We start from the raw sequence: 14,258 nt of genomic DNA, 5'->3' as shown, positions 1-14,258 counted from the left end.
GGAACATAAAGTGAACGGAATAACCTCCACAGCCGTATGTTCCCCCCTCACCCCAGCCCTCTCCCTCAAGGGAGAGGGGGTCGACTGTGCAGACATTATTTTGTGGGGATCCCTCAGCCCCGTGGGAGAGGGTTAAGGTGAGGGCCTCAGCGCTTCGCGTTAAGCTCAGCGATATCCTTCGGCGTGGTGCGACAGCATCCGCCAATCAGCTTCGCACCGGCGTCCAGCCACTGGGGCAGATACCCCGCCAGCGTCTCACACGCTTCGCCGTGGTGGTGCCAGGTTTTGGTCACCGCATCATAATGCTCGCCCGAGTTCGGGTAGACCACCAATGGCAGCGCCGTCAGGCTTTGCAGGTGTTTCAACGCCGCCGTGGTGTTTTCCAGAGCGATACAGTTAATGCCCAGCGCGACAATCTGCGGAGCGCTTGCCAGCACGCTGACCACATCACGCAGCGGCGTACCGTCGCTCAGGTGTTCGCTGTCCCGTAAGGTAAACGAGAACCACGCCCGGGCGCGGGGATATTCGGCCAGAAGTGCCGCCAGCGCCCTGATTTCCGCAAAGGACGGCAGCGTTTCACACGCCAGCAGATCGGCACCGGCATCCAGCAGCGCCTCCACGCGCGGGCGGTGGAAAGCAGTGAACGCTTCAGCACTGCGCACATAGTCGCCGCGATATTCTGAGCCATCCGCCAGATAGGCGCCGTACGGCCCCACGGAGCCGGCGACCAGCAGCGTGCCCGCATGCGGATTTTCAGCCAGATACGCTTCACGCGCCTTACGCGCCAGCGCCACGCTTTTGCCGATCAGCGCCCGGGATTGCGCCTCATCGAGGCCGCGTGCCGCAAAGCCCGCAGGCGTCGCCTGATAGCTGGCGGTGATGGCCACCTGAGCGCCAGCCCGGTAGTAGTCGAGGTGGACTTCACGGATGAGCTCCGGGTTTTCCATCAGTACTTTGGCAGACCAGAGGTTGTCTGCAAGATTACATCCCCGCGCTTCCAGCTCCGTCGCCATCGCGCCATCCAGCACCACAAACGGCTGTTTTTCGAGGATGGCGGTAAGCGGATTATTCTGCGACATGTTCAGGCTCCTGCGATGTCATATTTCGGGTCAGGTAGTACGCACCATAACACAGGGCGACAAACGGAATCCCGCAATAAAGGGCAATGCGCTGGCTCGGGTCAAACCACAGGCCGACACAGGCCACCACGCAGAGGATAAAACCGAGCACCGGCACCAGCGGATACCACGGCGCACGGTACTGCAGCGCAGAGAGCGGCTGGCCGGTCTGCAGATGACGACGACGGAAAACGAAGTGCGACGCGCAGATGCTGATCCAGACCGCCACCACGGCAAAGCCCGAAATTGCCGAGAGCGCCACGAACACCGTGTCCGGCGCCACCACGCTTGAGAACAGCGCCAGCACGCCACCGAGCATGGAAACGGAGAGCGCCGTCAGCGGCACGCCGTTTTTGTTCACCCGGGCAAAGCAGCGCGGCAGCGTTTTCTCATTAGAGAGCGACCACAGCATGCGCCCGGAGGCATACAGCCCGGAGTTCGCCGCCGAGAGGATCGCCGTCAAAATCACAAAGTTAAAGATGTCCGCCGCGTAAGGAATCCCCACCTTTTCAAACACCAGCACGAACGGACTCTTTTCCACGCCCGCCTGCTGCATCGGGATCAGCGCCGCCAGCACAAAAACAGTACCGATAAAGAAGATGATCAGCCGGGCAATGGTGGTACGGATCGCCACCGGGATCACCTTGTGCGGGTTTTCCGTTTCACCCGCCGCGATACCGATCAGTTCGGTCCCGGAGAAGGCAAAGTTCACCGCCACCATGGTCATCAGGATCGGCAGACCGCCGTGCGGGAACCAGCCCTCGGTGGTGATGTTGCTCAAGCCTGGCGCCGGTGAACCGTCCTGCATCGGGATAAAGCCAAAGACCGCCGCCCCGCCCAGGATAATAAAGGCGATAATGGTGATGACTTTCACCAGTGAGAACCAGAACTCACCTTCCGCAAAGAAGCGCGTGGAGATGACGTTAAGGCCAAAAATCACCACGCAGAAGACCACGCACCACGCCCAGACGGGCACCTGCGGGAACCAGTACTGCATACAGAACCCGGCGGCGGTAAAGCTCGACCCGAGCGCCACTGTCCAGGTGAGCCAGTAGAGCCACGCCACGGTGTAACCCGTCGCCGGGCCAAGATAACGGGCGGCATAGACGTGGAACGCGCCGGTTTCCGGCATCGCCACGGAGAGCTCGCCCAGACACTGCATCACCAGCCAGACCACCAGCGCGCCTATCAGGTACGCCAGTAGCGTACCGGCCGCCCCGGTCGTCGAAATAATGTATCCGGTATTGAAAAATAACCCTGTCCCAATGACGCCACCCAGCGAGAGCATAATCAGGTGACGTGTTTTCATGGTGCGCTTAAGCTGCCCATTTTCTTGTTGTGTTTGCATATTACCTTCTATACGTATGGACATCTAAACATCCAAAGAAGGTGTGTTATACCGCGATTGTTAATAAAAAGCTAGATGACCAGACGTAAACGGGCACGCCGCGCGCTGAGTCTGGGGTGGGTGGTGAGGATCACATAGAGAATCGGACGCCAGGCCATAGGCACCTCCGCAAGCAGATACTTACAGCATGGTGCCGGACGAGACGTTCTTCGGTCAGTCGAAAGTAGTATCCATGAAGAGCGGCGTCATACCGCAACGCCACCCGGCGCAAGGGTTGGTAATTCTCACAATCAGTTCTATAGTCGACACAGTTTCTTAGTAACCAGGACTGACTGATGCGCTTTAACGGACTGACCAAAGGTTTCTTTATTTTCATCCTCGCCCTTGTGACATGGGCGTTCTTCGACGTGCTGTCGCCCTACTTTTCTGCCATTCTGTGGGCCGCCATTCTGACCGTCATCTTTAACCCGGTAAAAAACAAGCTGCGCGCCGCGCTGGGGGATCGCAACGGGCTGGCCTCGCTGTTGACCATCGGCATTATCTGTCTGATCGTCTTTATCCCGCTGATGGTGATCCTCTCTTCACTCGCCATTGAGCTGAACGTGGTGTACACCAAACTGCAGGAGAACAACACCCAATTCCCGGAGGTGGTGGCCAGCATTTTCAATCATCTGCCTGACTGGGCCAGCGGTTTCCTCGCGGATCACAACCTGACCAACGCCGCGCAGATCCAGAAAAAACTCTCCGATGTCGCCCTGCAGGGCGGGCAATATCTCGCCGGTAGCGCGTTTCTGATTGGCAAAGGCACGTTTGGCTTCGCCATTAGCTTCGGCATCATGCTCTATCTGCTGTTCTTCCTGCTGAAAGACGGCCCGTATCTGGTGCGCCAGATCCTCGACTCCCTTCCGCTGTCTGATTTCGCCAAGCAACACCTGTTCGCCAAGTTCGTCGGCGTTTCCCGCGCCACGGTAAAAGGGACCGCAGCGGTGGCCGTGGTGCAGGGCATACTCGGCGGAATTGCCTTTGCGATAGCAGGTATCGACGGCAGCGTACTCTGGGGCGCGCTGATGGCGTTCCTCTCGCTGGTGCCGGCCATCGGCTCGGCGATTGTCTGGGTACCGGCCGCCATTTTCCTCTTCGCTACGCATCAGATCTGGCAAGGGCTGTTTATTGTCGGCTTCTTCGTGATCGTCGTCGGGCTGGTAGATAACATCCTGCGCCCGCTGCTGGTGGGGAAAGACACCAAAATGCCGGACTACCTGATCCTGATCTCCACCCTCGGCGGTATGGAGCTGTACGGCATTAACGGCTTTGTCATTGGGCCGCTAATTGCTGCGCTGTTTATCGCCTGCTGGAACCTCTTCTCCGGGCGCGACCACGAAGGCAACGCCGAAGAGCTGGACGCGGATTTCATTGAAGAGGGAAAAAACCCTCCAGATTTGTAAGGATGTGACGATAAAGACCTCACCAGGCGGCACTGTGCCGCCTTTTTTTTCGCCTTAAATCAAACGTTTTCTATAATTTGAAGAACGCCGTCCTCTTCATGTTGTAAAAGGATCATCTGGTGCGAATCGCGACGATAACAAACTGGGCCTACGGTGCCACGGTCTGCCTGACCATCGCCTCTGGCATCATCATGCTGATGGCGTCCAATGCCGACACGCTTGAGCGTCAGGCCGTTGAACAACGCCAGCGTTTTGATACGCTTACGGAAGATATCGAAACCGATATCTGGGCGCAGTCTGATTTAGCCCGGCTGTACGTCATCAAAAAAGATCCGCAGGTTCTCAAAGAATATAACCAGGCCGAAAACAGCCTGAAGCGAATCGAACTTCGGCTGGAAAAGCTGCAGGATAATGGCGCTTCGGATGAAGAACTGGCCCTGCTGCATGAAGGAATAAAGATCGTCGATGAACTGCAGGACGAACAGCAAACCGCACTGAACAGCCTTGAACAGGGTGACGACGCTCAGGCCGTTGCCCTGCTTTATGGCGCACCCTATGAGCAGGAGCTTGAGCGCGCCCAGAACCAGATCGATCACTTTCGCCAGATACTCGACAAGCGCGTTATCGCCTCCGTTCAGGAGGCGACAAAAAAATCGAAAGCGCTGCGTACGGCTTCTGAAATGATGGTCGGCCTGACCGCCCTGCTGTTCCTGTTTGTCCTTGGTTTTATCCTGAAACGTCGCGTGCTGCGCCCCGTGGTGCGGTTGAGCGACGTGGTGCACCGCCTGGCGTCACAGGATTACGCGGTTGAAACGCCCAATTTCAACCAGATTGATGAGATAGGTGACATGGCGCAGGCCATCCGCATCTTCCGTGAAAACGGGCTTGCTCGGCAGCGTCTGGAAAGAGAGCGCGATGCCGAATGGGCCATCCGCGAGCTGCTGGCGCGCATGACCCAGCGGCTGCAGGGGTGTGAGAACGTTAACGATGTGATTAACGTGGCGGAGCTGTTTGCCCCCAATATCGCGCCGGGGATCGCGGGCCGGCTCTACGTCCTCGACCGCGATCCGTGGCAGATGCGCTGCGTCGCGCACTGGTTGTCGCCGACCGGTGAAGAAGCCACGTTCCATCCGGATGAGTGCTGGGCCATACGGCGCGGGCAGAGCCACCCGCCGGTAAACGGTGAACCGGATATTGCCTGCTATCACCTGCCGGCGTCAGAAGGGGACAGTTCGCTGTGCGTCCCCCTTATCGCCCAGGGCGAGGCCATTGGTTTACTTTCCTTCCAGAATATCACTGCAGAAAATGCCCCTTACCGCGCCTATCTGGAACTGATGGCTGAAGCACTTGGGCTGGCGCTGGCCAACCAGCGTCTGCGCGACGCGTTGCTGGAAAAAGCGTTGTTTGACCCGCTCACCGGCCTGCGTAATCGTCATCATCTGGAAGATACCCTGCAAACCCAAACGGCACAGGCGATGCGCAGCGGCGAACCGTTAAGCTGCATGATGATCGATATCGACCACTTCAAGAGCATTAATGACCGGTTCGGCCATGAAGCGGGCGATCAGGTGATCAAAAGCGTGGCGTCGATTGTTCAGCGGGCCACACATGACAACGGGCTGGCATTTCGTTACGGAGGCGAAGAGTTTCTGGTGCTGCTTTCCGGCGCCGATGAAGAAGAAGCGCACGCCTGTGCGCAGAAGATTTACACCGGCGTGCATGAGCTGTCGCTTCGCTACGGGCTGACCGAGATTGGGCCGGTGGACGTGTCGATTGGGATTGCCAGCTATCCGCAACATGCCCAGACCGACAATCTGCTGCGCGCCGCGGATGTGGCGTTATACCGGGCGAAAGAGCTGGGCCGGTCGCGGATCGTGAGCTTTGGCATGCTGGAGGCGGGTTAGTGGGTCTTTGCGCCTGCTCCTGCGGATGGCGAGAAATGGCACGCGCGATGTGTTAACTGACCAGACAACAAAATCAACCCTCAACGCCTTCTTGCCGGGTCAGAAGATCAATCATTGCCCGGGTGGCTGCCGACTGACGTCGGTGCGGTGCAAACAGCACGGAAAAAGGTCGCGATCGTCCCCGGAGTTGTGGCAGCACCTCAACTAACTGGCCGCGCTGTATTCTGTCGCGGACGATAAATTCATAGCTCTGGCAGATCCCCATCCCCTGCTCCGCGAGCGACACCACGCCGAGTACATCATCTGATATTTCGATGGTTGATCCCGGCAACCAGTCAATATCGCGCCCTTCGTCCCGAAATACCCAGGGGGCGATACGCCCGGTGCGCGGCATGATAAACGGCAGGCACTGATGATGTTGCAACGCCTCCAGCGTCTGAGGTCTCCCTCTCCGATGCAGGTAGTCCGGGGAGGCGACCAGCAGCAATGCCGCCTCTTCCAGCTTACGCGCCACAAGCCCACTGTCGGGCAGCTGTCCCAGACGGATCGCCAGATCGAACCCCTCCGCGATCAGGTCAACGTTGCGATTGGTAATGTTCAGCTCCACCTGAACGCGTGGGTAGCGTTGATGATACTGCGCCAGCAGCGGGGGCAGGCGGTAGTGGGCATAGGTGGTGGGGACACTCATTCTCACGCGACCGGTCAGATCGCCCTCCTGACCCCGGCCAACGCGTTCGGCGTCATCAAGCAGAGAGAACGCAGTACGCGCCTGCTCAAGATAGACGCGTCCGGCTTCTGTCAGCCCCACCCGGCGGGTCGTGCGCTGTAACAACTGCCGTCCAAGACGCGCCTCCAGGCGAGTGACCGCCCGGCTCAGCACCGAAGGCGTGGTTGAAAGGGCAACCGCTGCGCCCGTAAAGGAGCCGTGTTCAACCACAGCAATGAAGACTTCAACGTCGCCGAGGTAATCGAATTTCCGGCTCATTTTGCTCTCTCAGGAACAAATGTTTTTCAATCTGGCTAATTTATCTCCCGTTGGGCGATGAGTAAAGTGGCCTGCATTCATCACCTGAACGTGCCACTGGAGTCTGCCAATGTTCAACCGCGCCCTTATTCTGCCCGCCATCGCGATGGCGGCATTGTTCTCTTTCCCGCTCTTCGCCAGCGCAGAGAACCACGCCCCCCTTGAGCGCTGGCGTAGCTATGCTGGCGTGACCTGGGATAACCCGCAGGACGGGCAAACGCCGACGACGTTTACCGGCTCGGTGAATGCGCCCATTGCAGGTATCCATTTTGATGCCAGCGACCGGGCCTTTGTCAGTACGCCCCGGCTGGTTTCCGCCGCAGCCCCCGCCACGTTGAGTATTCTGGATACCACGTCGCAGTCCGGCCCTGCCCGCCTGACGGCGTTTCCGTCCCGCGAGGGCAATGCGGTGAACACCGATCCCGCTCACAGCCTGCGCAACGTGCTCGGTTTTTATATTGACCGTAAAAACGGCTGGCTATGGGCGCTGGACATGGGGTTCGTCGCGGGAGAAGCCCAATCGCCTGCGGGGTCGCAGAAGCTGGTGGTGCTGGATCTCAACTCAGGCCGCACCATTAAACGTATCGCTCTGGATGACGTGGCGGACCGCAAAGCCAGTTTCCTGAATGATGTGGTGGTCGATGAGAACCGCCGTGTCGCTTATATTTCCGACAGCGGATCGCGGAGTGCTCCTGAAAACCAGGTGGGGCTGATTATCGTCGATTTCGCTACCGGTACGGCCCGGCGCGTACTCGATCGTCACCCTGCGCTGCAGATTGAGCCTGGCGTTAACGTCGTCTCGCATGGAGCGGAAGTCTGGCCAGGTAAACCCTTACTGATTGGTATCAATGGCATTGCGCTCTCTCCCGATGCGGGCACGCTGTACTGGACGGTGACAACCGGCACGCACGCATATGCGGTACCCACTGCGATACTGAGGCAGCCTGCGTCAACCAATGCGCAAATCGCCGAACAGATCCGCGATTTGGGTAGCGTGGGAGGCAATACCGACGGGATAGTGACGGATGAAAAAGGCAACCTCTACATCACCGATGTTACACGCAATGGTATCGTCAGATACGATCCTGAGACCCATTCCATGTCGCTGGTTGCGGCAAATGAAGGGGTGCGCTGGCCAGACACGCCGGCAATCCGTCCGAACGGGGAGCTGATCTTTACCTCAAGTCGCCTCAATGACCATTTTGCGGGAGCCGTTAAACCGGGAGAGGAGCGCTATGATTTGTGGCGCTTGCGTCTCAGTGCTTCAAAGGATTAGTCGCGCGTCACTTCAGTAATCAACATCGACAAACCATTCAGGTAATCCCTTTTTTTAGCCAACTCACGGTATTTGGTTGGGGAAAGTCCATATTGATTTGAGAACGCTCTGCTGAAGGTTGACGGCTCTTCATAGCCTAACATTGTAAATATATCTGAAACAGAAAGCTGCGTATGTCTGAGCATATGCGCGGCTTTTTCAAGTTTCCGGCTTCGGATATAAAGACCTATACTTATGCCACACTCCTGGCGAAAGTTTCGTTGAATATAAGCCAATGAATAACCGGATTTTCGTGCCACATCCAGAACGGTAATGGGTCTGTACAAATTCGAGTCAATCCAGTGAGTCAGGGACTTAATTACAGTTTCACGATCTTTTAAGAGAGTAAACTTTATACACATAAGTATCCACGAAATTTATTTACAAGAAGGCCGCTGGCAAAGTCATCCCATGACAATTGAAAATAAATATTTCCTGAAAGAAAAATCACCCTAAGAATAGGGTGAAGGAACGCTTACTGTATTTTAGAAGGATGTACTTGCAACACCCTCATTTTTCTCTGGACCATACAGTTTCATAAACGCATTAACGGAGGCCTGCGCTTTCCTGACGATTTCACTTTCGTCAGGCTGATCTTTTCTTGCTTTTAAAAGCAAGGGTTCCAGTATGTCAGCCTGGAGAAGAGAACGAAAATACTCAGCCGCCAGCACAGGATCATCTTTTCTTAAGATGTTTTGATTCATTAAATCGGTAAACAACGCTGAAACATTTGAACGCAGTTTTTGCATTCGCGCATAATATAACTCTCCGATACCCGATCTTCCGGCCTCGGAAATCATTAATCTTTGCAAATCCACAATATCCGGAGAGCAAATATAACGTAAAAAGGCAACAGCAAATTGCTCGATGACAAGCTGTGGTGATTTTCTGAAAAGGCGCACCTGCCCTGCAGTTTCAATAGTCATGCTCTTTATATACTGTTCAGTTTCTGAAGACATGCACTCTACAAATAGCTCTTCTTTCGAAGAAAAGTGACTGTAAATTGTCGATTTTGAGCCACCCACAATCGCGTTAATCTCTGAGATAGACGTGGCATCAAATCCTTTTTGTCGAAACAGTCCGGATGCAACCTCCAGAATCTGTTGCCGTTTAAGCGCTCTTTTATCCATATGTTTCCTCGTTAGTTTAGGTGTCTGCCCGGGGCCAACACTTTTTGTTCTCTGATTTCGGAATCACGTCAGATAGTAGGGTTCGTAATCGTACTGACGAGTACATTTTCATTTGACGGCGCTCAGAAGTCAAGATATAAAGTGTACCGTACTGTACGGTACTGTATTTGGACTACTCAATGAACAGCATGACGAGCGTACTGATGAAAGGTTTTCAGGAGACACTCCCGGGGTGTCGTATTTCCGGTTTAACCCGGTCCAGCATAGTGATGGGCTGTGTTGTCATTTCCGCCATCAGTATGAGCGGATGCGCCATAATCCCCGATCTTGGCACCCCACCGCCTATGAAGACGGTCACACAACTTAAAAGCGATCAAAGTTTCCCCCGTCAGAACGGCCAGTGGCCGAAAGATGACTGGTGGAAGAAATACGGTGACGAGCAGCTCAACGGGCTGATTGATGACGCGCTTAAAAATTCCCCCACGCTTAACATCGCCGAAACGCGCGTAAAACAAGCACAAGCAATGACGCAAAGTGCGAGCGGATCGCTTTTCCCTGAAGTCACCGCCAACGCCAGCTTTATGCGGGACAAAATGAGTTACAACTATGTGACGCCTGAAAGCGCAACGCCTCAAAACTGGAACAGCTACGGGCGTACCACGCTTGACATGAGCTGGGAAATTGATTTTTGGGGTAAAAACCGCGCCGCGCTCGCGGCTGCAACGTCAGGCGAAATGGCGGCCGTTGCAGAAGCTGCACAAACAAGACTGGTGCTCTCTTCGTCTATTGTTAACGTTTACGCAGAGCTGGCGCATTTATACACCGTTCGCGAAACGCTTAACGATACTCTCGCTATACGAACCAGTACGCTTGCGTTGTTCCAGCAACGACATGACGCGGGACTTGAAGATTTATCCAGCCTTCAACAGGTCGAGACGCGTCAACTCAACGCAAAAGCAAATCTGGTGGCAATAGATGAAGCCATTGCGATCAAAAAACATGAGCTCGCTGCACTGATCGGCGATGGGCCTGACAGATCGCTGGCAATCACCGCGCCTAAGGCAACGCTTTTAGCGCATGAGGAACTTCCTCCGAATATTGCGTTGGATCTAATTGGTCGCCGTCCGGATATTGTCGCGGCACGTTTACGCGCCGAGGCGGCAGCAGAGCAAATCAAACAGAAAAAAGCCGGTTTTTACCCCAGCGTGAATCTGGTTGCCTTTGCCGGTTTCCAGTCTTTAGGCATTAACAACTTAACCCAAAGTGGCTCAGCAATAGGTAGTTTTGGTCCGGCCATATCGTTGCCTATATTTAACACGCAAAAGCTTCAGGGTGATTTGAAATATGCCAGCGGTGAATATGACATTGCGGTTCAGGTTTATAACGACACCTTAACGAATGCACTTCGGGAAGTGAGCGATGCGCTGACCAGCAGAGCATCTCTTAAAGACGAGATACTTTATTCCCGAAGTGCCGTCACGTCAGCAGAAAAAGCGTATTCACTCACCAGACAACGATATGAAGGAAAGGTCGCTGATTATCTCGATGTCTTGTCTTCAGAAGATGAGCTGGTCGCGGCCCGCAGAAAATTAGCCGATGTAAATTCTCGCGCCTTCACTGTCGATGTCGCATTAGCGCGCGCATTAGGCGGCGGATATACCTCGAATAAATAGTCATTTTCAAACATCAACTTCATTACCAAATAGTGGAAACAAAGGAAATAAAATGAGTCACTCTGCAGCTATTGACAGTCAAAACATTGAAACGTCAGATATTAAAAAGAAAAAAAGAAAACGTCTGTTCTCTTATCTTGCATTAAGTATTGCGCTTGCTGGTACTGGCTCATTTATTTATTGGGAGTTAGTGGGTTCTCGATATGTTGAGACCGATAATGCCTATACCGATGTCGAATCTGCACAACTCTCTTCCGCAATTACCGGTACGGTGAGCGCCATCCTGGTGACCGATTCGCAGGTGGTAAAAAAAGGCGATGTTCTGGTCCAACTGGATCCGACTGATGCAGAGTTAGCCCTGAGTCAGGCTGAAGCAAACCTGAACCTGTCTATCCGGCGGGTAAATGGATATAAGGCCAATGATACAAAGCTTGGCGCAGAAGTTTTGGCGAATGAAAAAGAACAAAAACGCCTGTTGGCCCAGGTTGATGCCGCAAACGCTGACTTACAGCGCGCAACTGTCGACCTTAAGCGACGCGAAGCATTAATGCAGACAGGTGCGATTTCAGGTGACGAACTTACGCGTATTCAAAACGTTTATGCTTCTGCACTGGCAAACCTGAATGCCGCGAAAGCGGCTGTGGCGCAAGCTGACGCAGCGAGACAAGCGGCAGTGGGGGCAAGACAGGCCAATGCCGTAATGATTGAGGATGCGAATACCGAGACCAACCCGGAAGTTGCACTTGCAAGGGCGAAGCGCGATCAAGCCAGACTGGATCTGGAAAGAACCGTGATCCGTTCGCCAGTCGATGGCGTGGTTGCTCGTCGCCAGGTTGAGCTTGGGCAACGTGTACAACCTTCCACACCGTTACTGTCCGTGGTGCCGGTACAACAAATTCACGTCAATGCAAACTTCAAGGAAGTTCAGCTCCAGCATGTGAAAGAAGGTCAGAAAGTGGAACTAGTAAGCGATCTGTATGGCGATAAGGTCCCTTTCCATGGAACCGTAGAAGGCTTTGATGGTGGAACTGGCGCAGCGTTTTCAGTTATTCCAGCGCAAAACGCGACGGGTAACTGGATCAAGGTTGTTCAGCGTTTACCCGTACGCATCAAACTCAATGCCGATGAGCTTGCAGCCCATCCGTTGCGGGTAGGGCTGTCCATGAAAGCGACTGTTGACTTAAAAAGTGAATAACGGAAACCAGGCCATGTCTACATTCGTTATCGATAAAGAGCCTCCTTCGCTAAAAGGCGGAATGTTGTGGATTGGTGCTCTGGTCCTGGCTATGGCGAACTTTTTAGCCGTGCTCAACATGACCATTGCAAACGTGACTCAACCCAACATGGCTGGCGCCTTAGGTGCGGGAACCAGCCAGGGTACCTGGATCATCACGGCCTATGCCGTTGCTGAAGCCATAACGGTGCCGCTCTCAGGATGGTTAACAACCCGGTTCGGCGGCGTGCGCGTTTTCTCCGTTTCGGTGTTGATGTTTGGTATTTTCTCGTTGCTTTGTGGCCTGTCCACCTCGCTGGGAATGCTACTGCTAATGCGTGTTTTTCAGGGAATGGCAGGCGGCCCCCTGATGGCTTTATCACAAACATTACTGCTGCGGATCTTCCCTAAAGAAAAATCTATGCAGGCGACGGGTCTCTGGGCGATGACAACATTGCTGGCCCCCGTCATCGGCCCGGTTCTGGGAGGATGGATTTGCGATCATTACAGCTGGTCGTGGGTGTTTATCATCAACGTTCCAATGGCCATCGCTTTTGCGTTAGTCGCGTGGTCAATATTAAAGATATTCGAAGATACGCTGGTTAATAACTCCATTGATATTGTTGGGTTTATTTTATTGGTTATCTGGGTTGGCGCACTGCAGATTATGCTTGATGAAGGGAAAGATCTTGACTGGTTTGCCTCAGACGAAATATGGGTTCTGGCGATTGTCGCCTGTATCGGATTTCTGAGTTTCTGTATCTGGGAGCTCACGGCTGAACATCCGATTGTCGATATCAGAGTTTTTCGCCATCGTGGTTTTTCTGCCAGTATGTTTGTCCTCGCTCTCGCGTTTGGCTGTTTTTTTGGTCTGAACGTACTTACGCCGCTGTGGTTACAATATAACTTAGGATATACAACAACATGGGCTGGGATTGTGGTGGCCTGGGGTGGACTTCTGCAGGTGGTTTTTTCTCCGGTTGCCGCTAACCTTTCCAACAAAATCGATCCGCGCATTCTTATCTTCTTTGGCTGCGCCTGGCTCGGTCTCGACACCTTCTGGCGATCCTACGCGACAACCGATATGGACTACTGGTCCATCTGTGTCCCCCTGTTATTCATGGGCGTTGGTATGCCATTGTACTATGTCCCGATTACGGGCCTTGCAATGGGTTCGGTAGATGAAACGGAAATGCCATCAGCGGCGGGGTTAATGAACTTTGTTCGAACGTTATCAGGAGCGTTTGCCACATCGCTCGTGACGACGTCATGGCAAGACCAGCGCTATATTGCGCATGACAAGCTGGCATCCGTTGTTGATCCGACTGGCGATCTTTCACAGTACATCAACTCGGCGCCCCAGCAAGGCGGACAGTTTGTTCGGGAGCTTTTCGACAAAATGGTTAACAGCCAGAGCATGATGCTTTCCACCAATAATCTAATGATGTCAATTGGTGTCATATTTTTTATTGCTGCATTTGCGATTGCTTTAGCACCGAAACCTTCTCGCGTCGTTGATGCCGCTTCTGTAGGGCATTAATATCTACTCAGCACAAGGACGTGAGTATCAAGTAAAAGAGAAACTTTGATGAGCCACACATCACAAACACCTTGCAATCGGGATCTTCTGTATAAGAAAATATTTCTTTCAATATCTGAGATGAAATTTCTGGAAAGAGAGATAAACAAGTTTACCTGGTTAGAGCGTGCTTTCTTGAGAAAAACAGAATTTCATAAAATACAACATCTCAGAAGCAGGTGTGACAGCAATTTTTTTAGATTTATTAACAGCGACCAGGCAAACCAAAATACGCTAATTCATATCCTTGAACAATTACCTGAAAATCATCCTGACAGAACATGGTTGACGGGGTTCCTGCTTTAAACGCATCAGGTGAGTGAACATAATTTTGATATGTCAGGAAAAATATCAGACCGAGGGAGAGAAAAAAATGGATGCTTCCCAGTGGAAGAAGCATCCCAAATCAGGCAATTATTCAGACACAGATTGAAACCGTAAACTGACGATCTCATCGATAATATCTCACACCCTCTCCGCTTTGTTATTTACATTTTCTGCCATCGCAT

At 53.5% G+C, this 14,258-nt stretch carries 11 protein-coding genes; 6 read left to right on the top strand and 5 right to left on the bottom strand.

Annotated features, from left to right (window positions below; translation table 11 throughout):
* Positions 1–146: 146 nt before the first annotated feature.
* Entirely contained in the window at positions 147–1,079 is a 933-nt protein-coding gene (gene mmuM / locus LDK53_RS17725; protein WP_045286817.1) for a homocysteine S-methyltransferase, read from the bottom strand.
* Positions 1,066–2,466, bottom strand: coding sequence for an S-methylmethionine permease (gene mmuP, locus LDK53_RS17720; protein ID WP_225287711.1), 1,401 nt, complete (start codon positions 2,464–2,466; stop codon positions 1,066–1,068). Before mmuP ends, mmuM begins: the two co-directional genes overlap by 14 nt.
* Before the next feature lie 335 nt (positions 2,467–2,801).
* Here mmuP and LDK53_RS17715 point away from each other — a divergent pair, with 335 nt between their 5' ends.
* Positions 2,802–3,911 carry an AI-2E family transporter gene (locus LDK53_RS17715; protein ID WP_008503245.1) on the top strand — a complete coding sequence of 370 codons (1,110 nt, stop codon included), beginning with the start codon at positions 2,802–2,804 and terminating at the stop codon, positions 3,909–3,911.
* 119 nt (positions 3,912–4,030) lie between these two features.
* Entirely contained in the window at positions 4,031–5,815 is a 1,785-nt protein-coding gene (locus tag LDK53_RS17710) for a diguanylate cyclase (RefSeq protein ID WP_225287710.1), read from the top strand.
* A 73-nt stretch (positions 5,816–5,888) separates the two neighbouring features.
* On the opposite strand, the gene LDK53_RS17705 is transcribed toward LDK53_RS17710, so the two are convergent.
* Positions 5,889–6,800: a LysR family transcriptional regulator gene (locus tag LDK53_RS17705; RefSeq protein ID WP_059385563.1), complete on the bottom strand. Its 912-nt coding sequence runs from the start codon at positions 6,798–6,800 to the stop codon at positions 5,889–5,891.
* Between the two features lie 109 nt (positions 6,801–6,909).
* Between LDK53_RS17705 and LDK53_RS17700 the strand changes: the two genes are divergently transcribed.
* Complete coding sequence (locus LDK53_RS17700; protein ID WP_225287709.1) at positions 6,910–8,115, top strand: major royal jelly family protein; 1,206 nt, start codon at positions 6,910–6,912, stop codon at positions 8,113–8,115.
* On the opposite strand, the gene LDK53_RS17695 is transcribed toward LDK53_RS17700, so the two are convergent.
* The gene (locus LDK53_RS17695; protein ID WP_059385561.1) at positions 8,112–8,516 is read right to left on the bottom strand and encodes a helix-turn-helix domain-containing protein; all 405 of its coding nucleotides are present in this window, start codon (positions 8,514–8,516) and stop codon (positions 8,112–8,114) included. The two genes, LDK53_RS17700 and LDK53_RS17695, sit on opposite strands and share 4 nt — an antisense overlap.
* 123 nt (positions 8,517–8,639) lie before the next feature.
* Positions 8,640–9,284: a TetR/AcrR family transcriptional regulator gene (locus LDK53_RS17690; protein ID WP_045286822.1), complete on the bottom strand. Its 645-nt coding sequence runs from the start codon at positions 9,282–9,284 to the stop codon at positions 8,640–8,642.
* A 188-nt stretch (positions 9,285–9,472) separates the two neighbouring features.
* On the opposite strand from LDK53_RS17690, the gene LDK53_RS17685 reads away from it, so the two are divergent.
* The 3 genes from LDK53_RS17685 to LDK53_RS17675 are packed head-to-tail and all read left to right on the top strand — an operon-like array spanning position 9,473 to position 13,710.
* Positions 9,473–10,957, top strand: coding sequence for an efflux transporter outer membrane subunit (locus LDK53_RS17685; RefSeq protein WP_225287708.1), 1,485 nt, complete (start codon positions 9,473–9,475; stop codon positions 10,955–10,957).
* 52 nt (positions 10,958–11,009) lie between these two features.
* The gene (locus LDK53_RS17680) at positions 11,010–12,152 is read left to right on the top strand and encodes an HlyD family efflux transporter periplasmic adaptor subunit (protein ID WP_225287707.1); all 1,143 of its coding nucleotides are present in this window, start codon (positions 11,010–11,012) and stop codon (positions 12,150–12,152) included.
* A gap of 13 nt (positions 12,153–12,165) precedes the next feature.
* The gene (locus LDK53_RS17675; protein ID WP_045286824.1) at positions 12,166–13,710 is read left to right on the top strand and encodes a DHA2 family efflux MFS transporter permease subunit; all 1,545 of its coding nucleotides are present in this window, start codon (positions 12,166–12,168) and stop codon (positions 13,708–13,710) included.
* Positions 13,711–14,258: the final 548 nt, after the last annotated feature.

Source organism: Enterobacter sp. K16B, from assembly GCF_020216105.1.
GTDB lineage: Bacteria > Pseudomonadota > Gammaproteobacteria > Enterobacterales > Enterobacteriaceae > Enterobacter > Enterobacter sichuanensis.
The sequence above is the reverse complement of the archived record's forward strand: the minus strand, read 5'-3'. Positions and strand labels throughout refer to the sequence as shown.